Here is an 18,938-nt window from a genome sequence, read left to right on the forward strand (position 1 = left end):
TGCATACCACTACCTATGAACTTACAGAAAATTCATTTTATAACCATTCGTTTGTAGTTTCCTATGATATAATTTACATATAAAGGAAAGGGTGAGGCCCATGAAAAATTTTTCTCGTACAGGAAAAATTTTATTCAGTTATGGAGCGATTCAAATGTTTTGGGGACTTGTGATGCTTAACGTTAATTTATTTGAGCATACAAGTGAAACGATAAAATACATTATTCTAATTACCGGAATAGTTTGTTGTATTGTATCCAACTTTTTTAAAGAACCTAAAAGTCATACTACTAAGTGATTTCATATTAACTTATTGGAAGCGGAAACCTATATTTTATACAAAGTTACGCTTCCTGTTGTACTATCCATCGCCGGATCCCTTATTCCAGAGTAAGCCAATTTTTGATTTAAATAACCAGATTTTCATATGTACAAATTACGGCTTCGAACATATAAATTATATTCCTGCTCACTACCTTGCTCTGGTTTCACACCGCATGGGGCTAAAAAAGGCTCTGACCGCTTCTATCCCCCGCCGGATCCTCTATTCCATCTAAAAAGAGGCTTTTCATCTGTTCATCTTTTTATCTTTTTAGCTCTTCGTTAATTCTTCCTCATCCTTCATACTATAATACCCTAAATTAATAACGATTAAGAAATAACCACCCAGAATACCTACTGCAAATGCCCACATTACCATATGATGCTCAATTTCGTACATAATAATAGCACCCAAAATTGCAGCTGCAAAGCGATTAAACATACCAAGCGTCGGCGCTTTCGTCTTCTTTACTATACTATCTCCAAGCTTTTCGATACGCCTTCCTAAAATCCAAACACAATACATGCTTACAATAAGTCCAATTCCTGCACCTAGAAAATGTGCTGAAAACGGTGTTAACATCCAGCCTAATAACAGAATACCTAGTAGATAATACGATTGAATTTTAAACGACCTTAATGACATACTAATCATATTGTACTCCCCTTCAATAGTTTTTATCTATCCAACAAAAGCTATATAACTCATTTCTTTCGAGTCTATGCTACTTAAAATTCATTTCACTCAAATTTAAAAAACATAAACAGTATGTTTATGTTTTTTAAATGCTTTTAGGAAATAATATTATACAAGATTTCTAATATAGAATCCCTCATAAATGTGACGTTTTTCAAAACATTTTCGTCCAATTATGAAAAAATTGATATCAATCTATGAACATACGGATATGATGTAATAAGCACATAAATAAAGGGGGCGTCTAATGATTTATTTTTTAATGGCTCTCATTCATCTCATTGTTCCTGCACTTATTGGACTTTCATTATATTGGTACACGAAAAAACATAGTATTTTCTATGCTGTCCTCGGTGTTCTTCTTCCAGGTATTATTCTTATTACACTCTTCCGTATTCCATTTTTAAACTTAATTCCACTTATTACTGCTATCTTGTTTCTCATCTTCTTACCAAAAATAAAAAAATAGGAAAGCAGATCATAGATGATCTGTTTTCCTATTTTGATATAGGTTCTTGCACGATAGAATTAGCTTCTACTTTCTCTGATTTCACAAACCATAGACCGAAGAAAATGATAATTCCACCGATAATTTGTTGTAACGATACATATTCATTTGCCCATACTGCAGCAAATAAGACAGCAACGAGCGGCGTAATATACATATATACCATCGTATGTGATGCTCCAATTTTTTGAACACCAATATACCACATCACTAAACCGAATACAGTCACGAAGAAAATAGAATACAGCAAGGCAAACCATGTCATCCCTTGTGTAATGTGAAATGGCATTACAAATACATGTGGACCACTTAACAATAAGAGCGGAACCGCTCCAACTAATGTCGACCATGCAGTAACACGTAATGCTGAGTATTTTTTAATAAGCGGCCCTGCTAATACAGGATAAAGTCCCCAACATATTGATGTAATCAGTCCAATCCCATTTCCGTAGAAAGAACTAGCGAGTGAATGCCCCGCTACTAAAACTAATGTAGCACCAAAAAAGGCAATCATGGAACCAACTAACTTTCGAGAAGAAAATTTTTCTTGTTTCAAGAAAATCGAAAATAAAGTTGTAAAAATAGGTGAAATAGAAATGAGTAAAGAGGCATTTGTAGCCGATGTATATTGTACCGTTTCCATGAATAGCGTTTGATACAGTACAATACCTACCGTGCTAACAATGATTAATCTTGGTATATCTTTTCGCTCCATATAAAGTGACTTTTCAATAAAGAACGTAAGTAATAATAATAGTGGTGCTGCTGCCATCATTCGAACTGCAGTAAACTCAATCGCTGTAAATTCTAAAAGTCCATATTTCGCAATCGTATAGTTAATCCCCCAGATAATAACGACACTTAAAATTAATAACTCAATTCCCCATCTTTTCATGCGCAATCCCCTCCGCAAAGAGAATTATACAGAAAATTCAATTAGATGTACATTTCATTATGTGAAAAAATCCATAAGAAAAAGGAGCATATTATATACTCCCTCTCTCTTCATTATACTCGAACATGTAACTTCATATTCGGGTTATAAAACTGGCTTGGGCTCTTCAACTGAAAAGTCCCTCCAACTTCATGCCAATCAACTGTTAACTTATCATCCATAAATACAAGCTTTGTGCGATCTGCAATAAAGTTTAGTATACTCGATTCAACATCTACATCGCGCTCATCTTTCTCTGAAACGGCTACTAAATCAATAATCCCGCTCATGACACAACCGCAACCTTCATTATCATAAAATAACTTTATATATTTAGCTTCACTTGGAATCGTATCCATAATCTTTTTATATGCTGCTTCTGTTACAGTAACGTACATGCGTGAATCTACACCCTCTCTTCTCGTATCATTTATATATTGTACCACCATTTTTCTTAAAACTTATATACAGAAAATTAAGACTACTATACAATGTATTTGATAAAGGAGGTTGTATCACTGATGTTCAAACTACAACGATATCTCATTTTCTTAGGTCTATTAGGTAGCTTTTTTATTTCTAGCGGAATGGTATTACAACATATACTTCCCTATTCTCCTTCTATTGGCTGGATTCTAGGTTTTATTTGTTTCCTATCCGCTTCTTATTTTTCCATAAAAAAACAAAAACAACTAACAAAGTAAGAACTATCTTAAGGAGGATTACCAAACATGCCAGCCTTAAAAGAAATAGAACAATCACTTAATCATTTATTCCAAATTGAAAAATTATGATCAAATCCAATTTCCATGGCAACAATTTTTCGAAGCAAATTTTGTGGAGCTATTTAACGGTCTTATGATACGAGGTGCTGAAAATGTAAATACAGTATTTTTAGCTGTCTTCCCAACAGATGATGTTCTTGAAAAATTCATTGCACCATCCACTCGTGATGGAATGCGGTGATCCACTCGGAAAATCAGGGCGAGGATTTATTCCAATTCCATCAAAATATTTGCAGGCGATAAAAGAAAGGGGAAATCACTCTCAAGAAAGTGATTTCCCCTTTTTAAAATATCCCACTATAATTAAATCGGCAACATAATCTCAACAGTCGTTCCAACTCCAACTTCACTTTCAAAGTTCAATTTACCGTGGTGATCTTTAATAATTTTTTCCGTAACTACTAATCCTAAGCCTGTTCCAGTTTCTTTCGTTGTGTAAAAAGCTTCATTTAGCTTCGGAATTTTATCTTTCGGAATGCCGCATCCCTCATCTATAATTTGAACAATGATCACATCTTCCACTATAACTTTTACAGTAATAGTTCCGCCAACTGACATTGCTTCAATCGCATTTTTTATTAAATTAAAAAATACTTGTTTCAATCGTTTCTCCTCACATGTAATTGATGGTATATCTTTACTATAAATAGCATGCATTTTTATCCCTTGTTCTAAAGCTGGCTTTTCCATAACCCTGATAACATAAGAGATGATTTCTTTAATATTATGCGTTTCGGATTCTACCGATTTAGATTTCTCAAACCCATTTAGTTCTGTAGCAATTGTATGAATTCGCTCTACTTCCTGTCTCATAATTTCACTATAAATTTTATCTTCTGGATATTTTTTCGCTTGCTTATTCACAAGTTTTTTCAATTTTTCTAACGGTCTTCTAATCTTATCGCCAATTACTGTCGCCATTTTTCCAACCATTGCTAATTTCTCTACATTTCGTATTTCTTTATCCATCATTTCAAGTGTACGAACGTAAGATTGGAATCTTAAAAATATAATCCAACATATAATAACAAACACGCTATATAATGCTATTGGGATAAGAACAATAAAGGATTGAACAACGAATCCCATAAGTGCATATTTTCCAACAATAGTTCCGGCAACTAACCAAAAGTACCTCTTATTCACAAATATCGGTGCAAATAAAATAAAGAATCCTTCTACTATATTCCCGCCATCAAATTCCGCATCACTTCCGTAATAAATAATGAAGTTATTAATAAAATCCAATATATTATAGCCAATTAAAATAATATACTTCACAATATACGGCTTTTTCCATTTCATAAAATAAAGTCCTATAAAGAATAATCCAACCATCAAACTATATAGCCATAAACCTAATCCTTCTCCAAAAGCATCTGCTAGTTTTTGATTTTTATCTGATAAAAGGACAATAGCTTTTTCAGCAAAATCATACGCAAAAAATATAACGAAGAATAAGCTTAAAAATATTATTAATGCCTTTATCTCTTCTTTTTCAAATATATTGCCTTTTTCCATATGATAACTCCTTTAACAACACCTCTTAATCTTGTGTCACATTGCGCTCACATTTTTTCGGGAGCAGTATTTCTACTCTCGTTCCTTTCTTTACTTCACTAGAAATGTGTAATTCTCCAAGATGATCTGTCACAATTCGCTCTGCTACCGTAAGACCTAATCCAATTCTATCTTGCTTCGTTGTATAAAAAGCATCCTTAACTCGTCCTAAATTATCCTTTTTTATCCCAAAACCACTATCTACTATACTTACTATTACATAATCTCTTTTTTTATTTTCAACTTGTATTTTTAATGTTCCGCCATGTTCCATTGCCTCTAAAGCATTTTTAATAACATACAAAAATACTCCTTTTAATTTGCGTTTATCACATTCAATTTCACTTCTATTTTGCTCTTCATTAAAGGTGCAATTTATATTTAACTCGTTCATTTTTCCGCGCATGTTTTCTACCGCTTGTACTAAAACATCACTTACAATGTGTTTTTCATAAACAGAAGGTTTACATGTAGCAACCTCCATTAATTTACTAATCATATTATTCATATTTTCGATTTCAAGAATCATTTGTTCATATGTTGCATCTTTTTCGTGTTTCTCTTTTTGTAATTGCGTAAACCCTTTTAATGAAGCAAGTGGGTTTTTAATTTCATGTCCGACTGTCGCTGCCATTTTTCCGATAACCGCCAATTTTTGTGACTGACTTGCCTCTGCAATACGTCCTTTTACTGCTGAAAGATATTGTAAAAATCGATTTAAAATAATAAATGATACGAAAAGTAACACCATATTTATAACAAGAGACATAAACAGGTTAAGTTCTCCAAATACAAATAGGTATATCATATATTTCCCTATAAGGAATGGCGCTAAGACAAATAAATATCTTTTACTCAAAAAGATCGGTACGAAGAAAATGAAAATATATTCAATTACATTCCCTTCATCAAATGCTATTGTATTATGAAAAGCATACCATCCAATATTAAAAGTCTCTGCGATCATGTATGCAAATAAATATGTATATTTAACTAAATATGCTTTTTCTCTCTCAAATAAGTAAACACTAATACCTAATATAGCCATAATATATGCAAGCTTCCATATCCCTTTATGCCAATTTGCTAAAGGCATTGTATCTTCTAATATAATCGCGTATGCAACCTCGTATACAATTAAAATAACATGTATTACCCATAAGAAAATCTTAGCGTTTTTCTTTTCTTCTTTAGCTGATAGAAAACTCTCTTCCACTTCAACACCCCTTCAAAAGAATACCATTTATTATAATAAATGATTTTCATAGACAAACAAAGATAAATTGAACAAATGAGGAAAATCAATCCATAGATAATAGACTTCCCCACACCATATGTAAGCATAAAAACCATGAACAATAATACGTATAATATGGGAGGTGCTTTATATGGACGGTCGTGAAAATAAGAAGATAGAACAGTTACAATCCTTTACGAAAAACAATGAAGGAAAAGAGATGACAACGAATACGGGTGTCAAAATTTCAAATGATGAAAACTCTTTAACCGCCGGCGATCGTGGTCCTACACTTTTAGAAGATTTCCTGATGCGAGAAAAACTCGCTCATTTTGACCGTGAACGAATTCCTGAAAGAGTCGTTCATGCCCGCGGTTACGGAGCTCATGGTGTTTTTGAGCTATATGATTCTTTAGAAGACTTAACAATGGCTCATTTTTTACAAGACCCATCTAAAAAGACACCTATTTTTATTCGTTTTTCTGAAGTTGCTGGATCAAAAGGTGCAAATGAAACGAACCGAGATGTACGAGGATTCGCTGTTAAGTTTTATACAGAGGAAGGAAATTTCGATTTAGTGGGTAATAACATTCCGATTTTCTTCATTCAAGATGGTATTAAATTTCCGGATCTTATTCATGCTCTTAAACCAGAGCCACATAATGAGATTCCCCAAGGACAAACAGCACACGATACTTTTTGGGACTTTATCGCCAATAATCAAGAATCAGCTGCGATGATGATGTGGATTATGTCGGATCGCGCAATTCCGAGAAGTTTTCGAATGATGCAAGGGTTCGGCGTTCATACATTTCGTTTAGTTAATAAACATGGGAAGTCACGATTCGTAAAATTCCACTGGAAGCCAAAGCTTGGCGTTCACTCGTTAATTTGGGATGAAGCTCAAAAACTAGGCGGCGCTGATCCAGATTATCATCGCCGTGATTTATGGGAAAATATTAATGCCGGAAACTACCCTGAGTACGAACTTGGCGTTCAAATTTTAGAAGAAGAGGATGAATTTAAATACGATTTCGATATATTAGATGCAACAAAAATTTGGCCGGAAGAAGACTTCCCTGTTAAGATCATCGGAAAAATGACGTTAAACCGAAACGTTGATAACGTATTTGCGGAAACAGAACAAGTCGCACTGCACCCTGGAAGCATCGTCCGCGGTATCGATTTTACAAATGATCCTCTCTTACAAGGTAGACTCTTTTCTTATACAGATACACAATTAGCCCGCGTCGGTACAAACTATCAAGAGTTACCGATTAATCGTCCGGTATGTCCTTTTCATAACAATCAAAGAGATGGTGCGTCTAAATATATAATTGATAAAGGAAAAGTCGCTTACCATAATAACTCTTTAGCTAATAACTCTCCCTTTACTGTACCTGGTACGAAAGGCGGTTTCGTTACATATCCTTCTACTGTTTCTGGACATAAAACAAGAGAGACAGCCGCTAGTTTTAAAGACCATTTCTCACAAGCCCGTTTATTTTGGAATAGTATGAGCCACGTCGAAAAAATCCATATTATGCAGGCCTTTTCCTTTGAATTAGGAAAAGTAAAAAGTAAATCAGTTCGCCAACAAGTCGTAGGTATGATTGGTCATATAAGTACAGAATTAGCTACTTTAGTAGCTGAAGCAGTCGGGGCAACAGTGGCAAATGTTCAAGAATCAAATGTTACAAAATCCTCACCAGCACTAAGTATGGAACATACAACATTCAGCCCAAATACATTACGAGTAGGCGTCATTGTCGCAAATGGATATGACGGTCAAAACGCACAATATATTATAAATCAATTCAAACAAGCCGGTCTTCAGCCCGTTATTATTTCCGAACGATTAGGTTTTGTGCAAGGCTCTCAAAATGGACAGTGGGAAGTGAATGATACTTTCTTAACAGGATCACCACTTCTTTATGATGGGCTACTTCTTATTGGCGGAAATATTAATGATCATTTTCTTAACAAGGCAAGTTCATTCGTCGTAGAATCGTATAATCACTTTAAGCCAATTGGAGCTTTCCAAAATGGAACTACTATTGTTCAATCTTTAAACATCGAAGGAAAACCTGGCGTTATAACAGAACAAAATCCTACCTTACTTGCGAATGAATTTATTCAGGCAATGACAAAACAGCGATTTTGGGAAAGAGCCTATTAAAATGCATGAGGAGGATACGTCATGTTCGTTACAGTGGAAAAAGATGTACACATTTTTGTGCAAGATATGAACCCAGGTCCTGACAGTAAAACTGTTTTCTTTGTACACGGCTGGCCTTTAAATCACCAAATGTTTCAATATCAATTCAATGTTTTACCACAGCACGGGTTTCGCTGCGTCGCTATGGACATTCGCGGAAACGGGCAATCTGATAAACCATGGACTGGTTACACTTATGATCGTTTAGCTGATGATATCGCAATTGTATTAGAAGCACTTCAAATAGAAAATGCTACGTTAGTCGGCTTCTCAGTCGGTGGCGCTCTCTCTATTCGGTATATGTCACGATATAATGGGCGTCGTATTTCCAAACTTGCATTAGTGGATGCTGTCTCTCCTTCTTTCGTGAAAAACCAAGAATCCCCTTACGGCGTACCGAAAGAACAAGCAGATGCTCTGATTGCTCAAATGTATGCAAATTTGCCTAAATTTCTTAATGATGTATCTTTATCATTTTTTAATAGAAACTTAGGAGCTGCCACGTTAGAATGGTTTTCTTATCTCGGTATGCAGTCCGCTTCTTATGCTCTCATCAAAATTTTGCAAGCTGCTGCAAACGAAGACGTAACGAAGGACTTAAGTAAAATTAATGTCCCAACAAAAATATTCCACGGCGTGCACGACCAACTCATCCCTTATAAAAGTGCTGAGCTAACAAAAGAGCGAATTAAAAACTCTGAACTATATCCTCTTACAAATAGTGGCCACGGCTCTCCAATCGATCAAGCGGATGAATTAAATAAGGAACTGATAAAATTTTTAAATTCATAGTTCCTTTACAGTAAAAAAAGAATTTGCCCTTACGGCAAATTCTTTTTTCTTAACTACCTTTTGCACGAGCAAATTCCACATATGACTTATTCTTCTCTTCCATTAAAAATAAAACGATAATGCGGAAAAAATGAAGAGTTGGAACAATAGTCATACAAAGAATAGATAAAAAATAAACACGCTCATCGTTAAACGCTTAAATACTAACAACTCGAAATCCTGTTTGTTTATAAATCCACACAACAAATAACTGTAAACTAAAAATTAATAATAAATCTAGAACTGATTCTATTAAAATTAAACAAATTGTCCAATTATATATTAGATGAAAAATTCACACACTTCTCACAAATCAATTATTAAAACGACTCTATTTTAATTTATACTAAATGTACAAGTAATACTCCCTAAACCTAGCTTGTCTGGTTATCCCGTTAAATACTATGAAAAAAGAACTTGTATCGTATACAAGTTCTTTTTTGTCGCCTATTTAAATAATATATCCTTACTATATTGCTTTCCGATGAGTAAGTCATATTGAATAAACTCATATTGCTTTAACATTTCTTTTTGTTTTTCTGTTAAACTTTTTATTGCTTCTCCGTCTTTTCCTATCTTCAATTCATCACGAAGTACGGGAATTTCTTCATATAACTTCGATAAAAATTGATAGAACGGTACCTTATTTAATCCAGCATAATCAAAGACAAGATTTGAAAAATAGATTGGACTTACTAAACCTAAATTGTCATTTGGCATATCAAAATTTGCATACATTAATAACGGCGTTTGCGCCATCGCTAATCGTTCACTTGGCGTTTTTTCATTTGTTATATAACCAGTCTCTTTATAAAGAGATTTATTTGTTCCTAGTGATGGGAGATGGTCCCCAAAGAATACTAATAATGTAGGTCTATCTAAATTATCTAGCTCCTCTATTAAATATTGAAGAGCTTCATCTGAACGTCTTAACCCTTCTGTATAAGTCTCTAATTCAGCCTTCGACTCTTCATTTTCTAATCCACTAATCTCTATTTGATTTTCACCAAATCTTCCTTCTGTAAATGGAAAATGATTTTGCATCGTAACTGCATGAACAAACGTAGGTTTCTTTTGCTTCTCTAATTCAGCTATTATCTCTTTACTCATAGATAAATCGCTAATATAATCTCCATCAACTTCTACATTTTCCATCGTATCTTGTGCATTAAACTTATCAAACCCTAACACTTTATATACATCATCCCGTTTAAAGAATGAGCGACCGAACGAATGAATTGCACTTGTATAATACCCTTCTTTTTTCAAAGCTCGAGGAATTGATGGAATTTCTTTCTTATTTGTAACAACTTGCTGATACGGTATAGATCCTGGTTTTAACAAACTCATTGAATAACTCGTTAATACCTCAAATTCAACGTTCGCAGTATTTCCTCCAAATGCAGGAGAAATAGTTTGTCCACCAGGAAAACTTTCTATATAATGATGCAAATTAGGTAAAGGATCTTCACTAAAGGACAGGTTCGTTAACTTCGTTGGATCCCAAAACGATTCACTCATTACAAAAATAATATTCGGTTTCTCTTTTTGCTTCTGCGCCCCTATATTGCTACTATATTGTTTCTTTATATCGTTTGCTATTTGAAGCATATTTTCTTTTGAATAATCTTTCGGCTTTTCAATGACTGTCGTATCTAAATTACTTATAAATCCTAGCACAAAACCATTTGAAGCATAATTTTCATTTTGATCCCACAAAACGAACTCTATACCCGACTTTTGAAACAATTTATTCATAAACGTATTCGTAAAATTACCATACACATATAAAACAACAACAGATCCTACTATAAATAGAACTCGTACGCCTACATGAACTTTTACATTTTGAATATACTTCCTCACATACATACCCGCCAAAATACAGACAACAACACTTACAATAACGAGAAGAATATAACCCCAACTAAAATAATCCATCACCATTGGTATAACAGATTGCATATGTCCAATCTGTGTAAAATCAGAAGGATATAGTGGGTCTCCCCTAAAAACAATTTTGAAGTGATTTACAATAGCCAAAATGATTAGCAAAATGCTTGTCAAAATAGTACTCAAAAAAACTTTCCCAAGCACGTTATACACCAAAACATATATCGCATAAATTACAATTAAACTAAATATAAACTGTGCGTTATAATTGTAAATCCAATTCAGTGTATTTACGAGATTCATATTATTTTGCGTGAAAATAAAAAGCAAAGTAACCACATGCGCTACTAAAAACATTCTAATATAAATCCTAATAATACGTTTAAATTTATTAACAATATCTTTATTCAAATGCGCAACATACAATAGTACAATCCACATCAAAATTGTCATTATACTTAATACAATTTTTTGATTTAACATATCTTTCATCGTATCTAAACTAAAATATTTTAAAATCAAGAAAAGTGTGGGTACAACATATAAGGTTACTAAACCACTTAAAACCGCTGAAATTAATATACTTCTTCTTGGCTGATGAAATGAATAATTATCCCTCAATTCACTCCCTCTTTTCTGTTTATTAATTTCACCCCGCACCGTATAAACAGTTTCTATTAAGATAACATACTTCATGCATTTCGTCTTCACACTGGATTCTACTATAACTGTAGTTTCTTAATTCTCCCTTAACAAACAGTTAAATTTTGAAATACCAACTATTCATTCTTAAAAAACTAAATTCCTTCATTCCACTTTATGATATAATAACTATGTTTTGGAAAACCTTAATACTATTAGGGTTTTATCATGAAAATACGAAAGTAATAATAAAAAAGGAGATGCTCATTTTTGCTAAATAAGTTTAAAAATCTACCTAAAGCGGTATATGCGATTTTGGCGCTTTCTTTCCTACTGCACGTTTTTTGTCTAGTAAAACAGCCAGGATTAGATGGAGAGTTAGTCAAAGTAACATATGGTGCAAATGATGCCTTTAACTATTCGTTAACAGCTGAACAGCTATTAAAACATGGTGTATTTGGCTATGTTTATTTAGAACCTAGTGAAGTGCCTGGAAAAAATGCATACATTACACCAGGTCAGCCGCTATTATTAGCTGGCGCCATGATTATTTCTGATGTTACATCACTTCCTTACTATTACGTAGCAACTGTCATTAATATGATACTGAACCTTTGCACAGTGTTATTAGTATTCTTAATAGGAAAAGAGTTATTTGAAAAGAATATTTATGGAATTGTCGCAAGTATTTTATATGCTATTTATCCGAGTAACTATACATACTTCCGTACATTACTAACAGAAGTTCCTTCAATATTCTTATTATCGTTAAGCGTGTATGTATTTGTTCTTGCATGGAAATACAATAAAACAAAATTCCATATATGGTTTGGAATTGTTGTTGCTATTTTACTTATGTTCCGTCCAAACCCAGCCCCAATGATGCTTATTCCTGTTCTTGTCGTCTTGTTCACATATGGATTTAAAGACTCCATTCGAATTGGATTATTATGGCTCATTGGTCCGTTCCTTATCATCGGTGCCTGGGTTGTTCGTAACTATTTAGCATTCAATCAATTTATCTTATTCTCAACGCAAGGTGCAGACCCATTAATTGCCGGTGCAGATCCGTTTAACAAAATTGGCTATGAAAATGTAGTTAATCAAATGAAAGCCCAGGGCTTAGATGATAAAGAGGCATACGCAAAAGATTTAATCAAAAATGGATTTAAAACGGACTTCACATATTGGTTCTCTTGGTTCACTGTCGGTAAAACAATTGAATTATTCAAAACAGCTCCTGCTGTAGACCAATACCGTATTCATAACTTTATACAAATGTGTCATAGAGTCTTTATCATCGGTACATTCTTGAGCAGTTTCTGCTTCATGCTAAATTCATTTAAACATAAACGCGTTATGATGCTAGTAGCAAGTTCTGTTATTTACATCATCTTCTCAAACTTATTCTTAGCAATTAATCGCTACGGATTTTTCATTAACCCTCTTATGTGCTTAATTCTTGCATATGGGTTAGTTTACGCTGTGCAGAAGCTTCCATTTTTCCGCACTAGCCAAGCATAATAAAAAAGAGATCGTCCAAAAATGGACGACCTCTTTTTTATTTATCCAACACTTTGAACACGGCCAATTTGTCCATCTTGTAATCGAACTTTAATTCCGTACGTGTGTGTTTCTGTGTTTGTTAAAATATCTTTCACAACACCACTCACTGTTTTACTATAATCTTTATCCAATTGAATAACTACATGTGAACCAACCGAAATTTGTGATCTTGTCGGTTTGCCACCTATTGCTTCTGTTGTTTTTTCTTGTTTTTGTGTTCTCTCTTGTTGTGCAGACTGTTGTTGCTGAATCTTCTGTTGCTCTTCTTGCTTACGTTTCTCTTCCTCTACTCTTCTTTGCTGCTCTTCTTGCTTACGTTTCTCTTCTTCTACTCTTTGCTGCTCTTCTTGCTTACGTTTTTCTGCTTCTACTCTTTGCTGCTCTTCCTGCTTACGTTTTTCTTCCTCTTCCTTTTGCTGCTCTTCTTGCTTACGTTTTTCTTCCTCTTCCTTTTGCTGCTCTTCTTGTTTGCTTTCCTCTTCTACCTTCTTATCTTCTTCAACTTTCTTCTCATCTATTTTCTGTTCTTCCGCTACCTTCAGCTTTTCCTCTTCATCTTTACAAGCTGTTAAAACAACTACACATAAGCCCGTAAGTAAAAATAATAATAATTTTTTTAACATTAAAAAATCCTCCTATATATACATTACAAATAATGACCTTTAATAGAATAACAAATATGTATAAATCCCTTTGTCGTAATTTGTCGTATATATTGGATTTTCCATGTAACACTACATGCTCCAAATAGAGAAGAACCTGTCGTATGACAGGTTCTTCTCGTTATTTATTAGGATACGATGATTAGCATGTTTACTATACAAGAGGAAGCATCCATATTTTCCATATGATACTTACGATTACTATAAGTACAAAATCAAACAAATCTAATCTCGGACCCTTTTCATAGTCATGTCTAGCCACATATAAATCCATTTCATTTCCTTATATTTATGAATATTTTTCTTTGCGAATCGGTAAGTAAGCACTTACATGATGTAAATTCCAATTACGCAAATAAGCAATAAGATGAGAAATTCAAACACAAAATTCCTCCCTATTTTTGAAGCGTTCTTTCTACTATATGGTTCTTCAAAACCCATTCCTCAAACTGAGCACTTCCAAATTCCCAGCTCAAATCACGAGCATTTACAGAAAAAACGTAATAACCGGCATATTCGTCCATAAACCGACCTGTCTCTATCTCCTCTTTCTGAAGACCGTATACTCCAAAATTAAAATACACATCCCACACGTCTTCATGCTTCCTCTTATAAGCAATCGATTCCATATCACATTCAGTTCCGAAATAATCAAGATGTAAATGTACGCTATCATCGTATTCGTAATCCATTTTATCACCCCTTATATTTGTACTTCTTTATTACCCGAAAAATTCCTGCTATCTATACTCACATATGGGCACTTACCTACATATTATGCTTGTAGATTGACTTCTAGGAGGTGTCATATAGTGAAAAAATTAATAACCGTTTTTTGCATCATGTTACTAGCTGTTTTCACATTCGCTGCTTGTAGTAGTACAAAGGAAAGTACGAAAGAACAAGCTCAAAAAATTCGCGTTGGCGAAGTTACACACTCTCTTTTCTACGCACCATTATATGTTGGAATTGAAAAAGGTTTTTTTAAAGATGAAGGCTTAAATATTGACTTACAAACAACAGCTGGCGGAGATAAAACGATGACCACCCTTTTATCTGGCGGAATTGATATTGCTCTCGTTGGTTCAGAAACGTCTATTTATGTTCATCAACAAGGAGCAAAAGATCCTGTCATTAATTTTGCGCAGCTTACACAAACAGATGGTACATTTTTAGTTTCCCGTAAAAAATTAGACTCTTTTAATTGGAACGACGTAAAAGGCGTTACGTTTTTAGGACAGCGTAAAGGCGGCATGCCGCAAATGGTTGGTGAATACGTTTTAAAGAAAAATGGCATTGACCCTCGCAAAGATACGAACTTAATTCAAAATATCGAGTTTGCTAATATTGCAAATGCCTTTGCATCTGGTACGGGAGAATTTGTACAGCTCTTTGAACCGACTGCAAGTATACTTGAAAAAGAAGGAAAAGGTTATATCGTCGCGTCTTTCGGAGCTGAATCTGGTACTGTCCCTTATACAACGTTTATGGCAAAAGAAAGTTTCTTAAAGAAAGATAAAGCTGCTGCAGAAAAATTCACGCGCGCACTATATAAAGCGCAGCAATGGGTTGATACACATAGTCCAGAAGAGATTGCCGATGCCGTTTCACCACTATTTAAAGACACTTCAAAAGACATTTCAGTAAAAGTAATTGAGCGCTACAAAAAACAACATTCTTATGCGACAAATCCATTATTAGATGATACAGAATGGAAACAACTCCAAACGATTATGAAAGAATCTGGTGAATTACAAAAAGAAGTTCCACATGAAGCGCTCGTCAATACAAAAATTGCCGAAAGCGTTATTAAGAAATAGAGGCGAAGTGTATGAGCTTTTTACAAATACGTAACGTTTCTCACTGCTTTTTTGCAAAAGAAAATGCCAAACTTATTCTTGAAGATATGAGTTTGCAAGTAGACGAAGGCGAATTTATTTCAATCCTTGGTCCAAGTGGTTGTGGAAAAACAACGCTCCTCTCCATCATCGCAGGGCTACTTGATCCAATTGAAGGTATCGTATTTTTAGATGGTGAACCGATTACAACTAAGACCCCCTCTATGGGCTATATGCTCCAGCAAGATTACTTGTTTCCGTGGAAAACAATTGAAGAAAATATTATGCTCGGACTTCATATTCGGAAGGTTTATGATGAAAATACGAAAGAACATACATTAAAGCTTTTAAAACAAGTCGGCCTATATGATATAGAACAGCAATACCCTCGTGAACTATCCGGTGGTATGCGCCAACGTGCTGCACTCGTTCGAACATTAGCGACCGACCCAAAAATTTTATTGTTAGATGAACCATTTTCCGCTCTTGATTATCAAACAAAATTAAAACTAGAAGATCTCGTCTTCACATTACTACGTAACTATAAGAAAACATCCTTACTTGTGACACATGATATTGAAGAAGCAATTGCGATGAGTGATCGTATTTATTTACTGCAGGCGAACCCTGGAAAAATCGCAAAAACATTCATCGTCCCAGAAAGTATCCGTTCCTTATCGCCGTTAGAAGCACGCCACCACCATGACTTCCCATCCCTCTTCCAAGAAATATGGAAGGAGCTGGAACGACTTGGATAATATAAAACAACTACATGAACAGTTTCGAAAAAAAGAAAGACAACATGCATGGTTAGCTCGCTCTTTACAACTTGTACTTCTTGTTCTTTTCTTTGCAATATGGGAAATAGCTAGTAAAAAAGAATGGATTGATCCTTTACTCTTTAGCTCTCCTTCAAGTATTTGGGATCTCTTTTTAACGAAATGGATTGACGGTTCACTTTGGGTCCACATATGGACGACATTACTTGAAACAGGAGTAGGCTTCATTCTCGGAACTGTACTCGGAGCTATTATTGCTACTCTCCTTTGGTGGATGCCACTTTTGGCCCGCGTACTTGATCCTTATCTCGTCGTCCTAAATGCAATGCCAAAAGTTGCACTCGGTCCAATCATCATTGTTATTTTCGGTCCAAATATTTCATCCTCTATCGCAATGGGGGTAATCATCTCCATCATCATTACCATTCTCGTTATTTACAGCGCATTTCAAGAAGTCGATTCCAACTATATTAAGGTCATGGACACATTTGGCGCAAATAAATGGCAATGCTATAAGCACGTTATTCTCCCTTCATCTTTCCCTGCAATTATTTCAACGTTAAAAGTAAATGTTGGCTTATCATGGGTCGGTGTTATTTTCGGGGAACTCCTCGTTTCTAAACAAGGACTTGGCTATTTAATTAGCTACGGATTCCAAGTCTTTAACTTCACACTCGTCTTGCTCAGTGTATTGCTCACTTGCGTCCTCGCAACTCTTATGTATGTATTTGTCGAGGCATTTGAAAAACTCCTTATTGGAAAACGAAAAAAAAGCTGACTTAGAGCGATATGCTAGAGTCAGCTTCTTTCTCTTACCTTTTATCACACATTTTCGAATCATCTGCAATATTCCCATTAGCAACCGTAACTGTATGGAAACAATCTTTCACACGCACCGTAACGACATTATCTTTTCGATCAATAATATGATAATCATTAAACTCTTTATTTAATGCACTACGAATTTGCTCCCCTTCAAAAATCGGAAAACCGTGAGACATTACCCAAATGAGACCAGCAACAGCAAGAATCGTTTTCATACGTTTCATTACCTCCTCGAGAGTAAACTTATAGCCCCTATACTATGCGCATTATAATTGTGTCTAATTTGTGACGTTTTTATACTAATTCTATTTTAATGATTCAGTTCCTTCTTCTTTTTTAAAAAAAGACAGAATTTTCAATTTTATCAACATGAAGAAACGCAAAGAACTACAATTCTTCACGTTTTCCCTTGGCTAAAATATATCGAACACATAATTCGCATTAGTGTCCACTTGGTTGTTCTATCGTTTTCGAAACATCATATAATCCAGCTAACACTTCCGCTCTCATTTTTACAAGCTCGGGGAATTGATAGAAGAAGGCAATTTTTTTATATTTTAATTCTGTTCCTTCTTTTACCTTTTTTGAATCTTGTAATATAAACGCTGTAAATGTATCTGCGATATCTTCCGCTACATTTGTCGTTCCATACAGTGAAACAAACTCACTATGCTTTTCCTTAAAAAATTCAATTTGAGCTTCTTCGCTTTCTTCCACTTTCTTTTCTGTCCACTCCTGGTCAATTGGTTTCCAGAAAGAATTATAAAATTGATTTATATAAGAGCTCTCCTTCGCACATCCTTCTTGTAAGAAAAGATATTTACATTTATTTCGGTATGATGAAATATCTTTATCTTCGTCAAAAGCCTTTAAGTACTTTTCATTTACTGGTATTTGTTTATGTCCCAGTGTCAATACGTGAGCCGTCTCATGTATTAATGTTTTCATCACTTGATCGATATTTACTGCAGAATCAAGCGTATCTAAGCTAATGGTCCACTCTTCCGGATACTCCATACTCGGTATAACGTGGGCGACAATTCCTTCGTAACCATCTGTTACCATGTCAAACTCTTTTATGTCAGTGCGATACTTAGCTGGAATAAGAGTGCTATACATCTCCCATAACGATTCATGATAATCCCTATCTTGACGTTGCTTTAATACTTCTTCTTTCGCGTCCTTATCCTCCGCAAAAACCTTATTCAATCGTTTGCGGTCTAGTTTATCGAAATAAGGATCTACAATTTCATCACCATCGATATAATAAGAAGCTAAAAAGAAATAATTTTCATCATCCTTTTTTTTCATTTCTGCTTCTTTCATATCGTTACTTGAATGTCCTTCTAAATCATAATCCTCTAGTACTTCAAGTTCTGAAAGTCCATCTATCTTTTTATATACTTTTTGAAGTGTTTTATCACCTATTTGTGTGCATTCTTCTGTCGTTTCGCACACATCCTTTTTCTCTCTTTTCAAAGTTTGCTCCGACATATCACATCCAGCTACTAAGCCCGTTGAAATCATAAAACACATTAACTTGCCATACAGTTTCTTCATACGCACCTCCATTATTCCATTCTACAAAAATATCATAATCATTTTTTAAAGAATATGCGATAATTAATTATAAAAGCTGTAT

Annotated in this window: 19 protein-coding genes and 1 pseudogene; 10 read left to right on the forward strand and 10 right to left on the reverse strand. The window is 34.5% G+C overall.

The genetic code is table 11. From position 1 onward, the window contains the following. The first annotated feature begins 100 nt into the window (after nucleotides 1-100). Nucleotides 101-298 carry a hypothetical protein gene (locus tag SB773_RS18945; protein WP_002089120.1) on the forward strand — a complete coding sequence of 66 codons (198 nt, stop codon included), beginning with the start codon at nucleotides 101-103 and terminating at the stop codon, nucleotides 296-298. 294 nt (nucleotides 299-592) lie between these two features. Here the strand turns inward: SB773_RS18945 and SB773_RS18950 are convergent, their stop codons facing one another. After that, nucleotides 593-976, reverse strand: coding sequence for an ATP synthase subunit I (locus tag SB773_RS18950; RefSeq protein WP_098779661.1), 384 nt, complete (start codon nucleotides 974-976; stop codon nucleotides 593-595). Between the two features lie 289 nt (nucleotides 977-1,265). Between SB773_RS18950 and SB773_RS18955 the strand changes: the two genes are divergently transcribed. Then, entirely contained in the window at nucleotides 1,266-1,487 is a 222-nt protein-coding gene (locus SB773_RS18955) for a hypothetical protein (protein ID WP_002123250.1), read from the forward strand. Between the two features lie 28 nt (nucleotides 1,488-1,515). Here the strand turns inward: SB773_RS18955 and SB773_RS18960 are convergent, their stop codons facing one another. Together SB773_RS18960 and SB773_RS18965 are read right to left on the reverse strand one after the other, a co-directional pair. Continuing rightward, entirely contained in the window at nucleotides 1,516-2,421 is a 906-nt protein-coding gene (locus SB773_RS18960) for a DMT family transporter (RefSeq protein ID WP_410591405.1), read from the reverse strand. A gap of 113 nt (nucleotides 2,422-2,534) precedes the next feature. After that, nucleotides 2,535-2,858, reverse strand: a complete 324-nt coding sequence (locus tag SB773_RS18965; protein WP_131246941.1) for an iron-sulfur cluster biosynthesis family protein — start codon at nucleotides 2,856-2,858, stop codon at nucleotides 2,535-2,537. A 123-nt stretch (nucleotides 2,859-2,981) separates the two neighbouring features. On the opposite strand from SB773_RS18965, the gene SB773_RS18970 reads away from it, so the two are divergent. Then, on the forward strand, nucleotides 2,982-3,164 hold the full coding sequence (locus SB773_RS18970) for a hypothetical protein (RefSeq protein ID WP_002034443.1): 183 nt from the start codon (nucleotides 2,982-2,984) through the stop codon (nucleotides 3,162-3,164). Between the two features lie 27 nt (nucleotides 3,165-3,191). Next, nucleotides 3,192-3,496, forward strand: a pseudogene (locus SB773_RS18975) (Nif3-like dinuclear metal center hexameric protein); the annotation flags it as partial. A gap of 52 nt (nucleotides 3,497-3,548) precedes the next feature. Here SB773_RS18975 and SB773_RS18980 read toward each other — a convergent pair. Continuing rightward, complete coding sequence (locus SB773_RS18980; RefSeq protein WP_088032190.1) at nucleotides 3,549-4,766, reverse strand: ATP-binding protein; 1,218 nt, start codon at nucleotides 4,764-4,766, stop codon at nucleotides 3,549-3,551. A 25-nt stretch (nucleotides 4,767-4,791) separates the two neighbouring features. Next, entirely contained in the window at nucleotides 4,792-6,021 is a 1,230-nt protein-coding gene (locus SB773_RS18985; protein WP_410591407.1) for an ATP-binding protein, read from the reverse strand. Nucleotides 6,022-6,193: 172 nt separating this feature from the next. Here SB773_RS18985 and SB773_RS18990 point away from each other — a divergent pair, with 172 nt between their 5' ends. Both SB773_RS18990 and SB773_RS18995 read left to right on the forward strand, forming a co-directional pair. Beyond that, nucleotides 6,194-8,221, forward strand: a complete 2,028-nt coding sequence (locus SB773_RS18990; RefSeq protein WP_410591409.1) for a catalase — start codon at nucleotides 6,194-6,196, stop codon at nucleotides 8,219-8,221. A gap of 21 nt (nucleotides 8,222-8,242) precedes the next feature. Then, nucleotides 8,243-9,052, forward strand: coding sequence for an alpha/beta fold hydrolase (locus SB773_RS18995; RefSeq protein ID WP_033731489.1), 810 nt, complete (start codon nucleotides 8,243-8,245; stop codon nucleotides 9,050-9,052). A gap of 486 nt (nucleotides 9,053-9,538) precedes the next feature. Here SB773_RS18995 and SB773_RS19000 read toward each other — a convergent pair whose 3' ends face one another. Then, nucleotides 9,539-11,605, reverse strand: coding sequence for an LTA synthase family protein (locus tag SB773_RS19000; protein WP_131246895.1), 2,067 nt, complete (start codon nucleotides 11,603-11,605; stop codon nucleotides 9,539-9,541). Between the two features lie 291 nt (nucleotides 11,606-11,896). Here SB773_RS19000 and SB773_RS19005 point away from each other — a divergent pair, with 291 nt between their 5' ends. Next, nucleotides 11,897-13,150 (forward strand): glycosyltransferase family 39 protein, encoded by a 1,254-nt coding sequence (locus SB773_RS19005; protein WP_131246896.1) that lies wholly within the window; start codon nucleotides 11,897-11,899, stop codon nucleotides 13,148-13,150. A 41-nt stretch (nucleotides 13,151-13,191) separates the two neighbouring features. Here the strand turns inward: SB773_RS19005 and SB773_RS19010 are convergent, their stop codons facing one another. Both SB773_RS19010 and SB773_RS19015 read right to left on the reverse strand, forming a co-directional pair. After that, complete coding sequence (locus SB773_RS19010) at nucleotides 13,192-13,815, reverse strand: YwbE family protein (RefSeq protein ID WP_410591412.1); 624 nt, start codon at nucleotides 13,813-13,815, stop codon at nucleotides 13,192-13,194. Between the two features lie 434 nt (nucleotides 13,816-14,249). Continuing rightward, complete coding sequence (locus tag SB773_RS19015; RefSeq protein ID WP_044443916.1) at nucleotides 14,250-14,546, reverse strand: DUF3986 family protein; 297 nt, start codon at nucleotides 14,544-14,546, stop codon at nucleotides 14,250-14,252. Nucleotides 14,547-14,666: 120 nt separating this feature from the next. On the opposite strand from SB773_RS19015, the gene SB773_RS19020 reads away from it, so the two are divergent. From SB773_RS19020 to SB773_RS19030, 3 genes are read left to right on the forward strand one after another with little or no spacing between them, the layout of a single operon-like run. Beyond that, nucleotides 14,667-15,674: an ABC transporter substrate-binding protein gene (locus SB773_RS19020; RefSeq protein WP_410591415.1), complete on the forward strand. Its 1,008-nt coding sequence runs from the start codon at nucleotides 14,667-14,669 to the stop codon at nucleotides 15,672-15,674. Between the two features lie 11 nt (nucleotides 15,675-15,685). Beyond that, nucleotides 15,686-16,450, forward strand: coding sequence for an ABC transporter ATP-binding protein (locus tag SB773_RS19025; RefSeq protein ID WP_016102906.1), 765 nt, complete (start codon nucleotides 15,686-15,688; stop codon nucleotides 16,448-16,450). Continuing rightward, entirely contained in the window at nucleotides 16,443-17,249 is an 807-nt protein-coding gene (locus SB773_RS19030) for an ABC transporter permease (protein ID WP_061688350.1), read from the forward strand. Before SB773_RS19025 ends, SB773_RS19030 begins: the two co-directional genes overlap by 8 nt. 34 nt (nucleotides 17,250-17,283) lie before the next feature. Here SB773_RS19030 and SB773_RS19035 read toward each other — a convergent pair whose 3' ends face one another. Further along, a complete protein-coding gene (locus SB773_RS19035; protein ID WP_002129567.1) occupies nucleotides 17,284-17,511 on the reverse strand; it encodes a hypothetical protein in 228 nt (75 codons plus the stop codon). 226 nt (nucleotides 17,512-17,737) lie between these two features. Then, the gene (locus SB773_RS19040) at nucleotides 17,738-18,856 is read right to left on the reverse strand and encodes a recombinase family protein (protein ID WP_410591418.1); all 1,119 of its coding nucleotides are present in this window, start codon (nucleotides 18,854-18,856) and stop codon (nucleotides 17,738-17,740) included. Nucleotides 18,857-18,938 lie beyond the last annotated feature (82 nt).

The organism is Bacillus sp. SIMBA_074, assembly GCF_046534555.1.
In the GTDB taxonomy this organism is placed as follows: Bacteria; Bacillota; Bacilli; order Bacillales; family Bacillaceae_G; genus Bacillus_A; species Bacillus_A mycoides.

What these genes read in the sequence shown, in the direction of transcription:
- SB773_RS18945 (WP_002089120.1), top strand. Translation starts at nt 101, where the DNA reads ATGAAAAATTTTTCTCGTACAGGAAAAATTTTATTCAGTTATGGAGCG.
- SB773_RS18950 (WP_098779661.1), bottom strand. Translation starts at nt 976, where the DNA reads ATGATTAGTATGTCATTAAGGTCGTTTAAAATTCAATCGTATTATCTA.
- SB773_RS18955 (WP_002123250.1), top strand. Translation starts at nt 1,266, where the DNA reads ATGATTTATTTTTTAATGGCTCTCATTCATCTCATTGTTCCTGCACTT.
- SB773_RS18960 (WP_410591405.1), bottom strand. Translation starts at nt 2,421, where the DNA reads ATGAAAAGATGGGGAATTGAGTTATTAATTTTAAGTGTCGTTATTATC.
- SB773_RS18965 (WP_131246941.1), bottom strand. Translation starts at nt 2,858, where the DNA reads ATGTACGTTACTGTAACAGAAGCAGCATATAAAAAGATTATGGATACG.
- SB773_RS18970 (WP_002034443.1), top strand. Translation starts at nt 2,982, where the DNA reads ATGTTCAAACTACAACGATATCTCATTTTCTTAGGTCTATTAGGTAGC.
- SB773_RS18980 (WP_088032190.1), bottom strand. Translation starts at nt 4,766, where the DNA reads ATGGAAAAAGGCAATATATTTGAAAAAGAAGAGATAAAGGCATTAATA.
- SB773_RS18990 (WP_410591409.1), top strand. Translation starts at nt 6,194, where the DNA reads ATGGACGGTCGTGAAAATAAGAAGATAGAACAGTTACAATCCTTTACG.
- SB773_RS18995 (WP_033731489.1), top strand. Translation starts at nt 8,243, where the DNA reads ATGTTCGTTACAGTGGAAAAAGATGTACACATTTTTGTGCAAGATATG.
- SB773_RS19010 (WP_410591412.1), bottom strand. Translation starts at nt 13,815, where the DNA reads ATGTTAAAAAAATTATTATTATTTTTACTTACGGGCTTATGTGTAGTT.
- SB773_RS19015 (WP_044443916.1), bottom strand. Translation starts at nt 14,546, where the DNA reads ATGGATTACGAATACGATGATAGCGTACATTTACATCTTGATTATTTC.
- SB773_RS19025 (WP_016102906.1), top strand. Translation starts at nt 15,686, where the DNA reads ATGAGCTTTTTACAAATACGTAACGTTTCTCACTGCTTTTTTGCAAAA.
- SB773_RS19035 (WP_002129567.1), bottom strand. Translation starts at nt 17,511, where the DNA reads ATGAAAACGATTCTTGCTGTTGCTGGTCTCATTTGGGTAATGTCTCAC.
- SB773_RS19040 (WP_410591418.1), bottom strand. Translation starts at nt 18,856, where the DNA reads ATGAAGAAACTGTATGGCAAGTTAATGTGTTTTATGATTTCAACGGGC.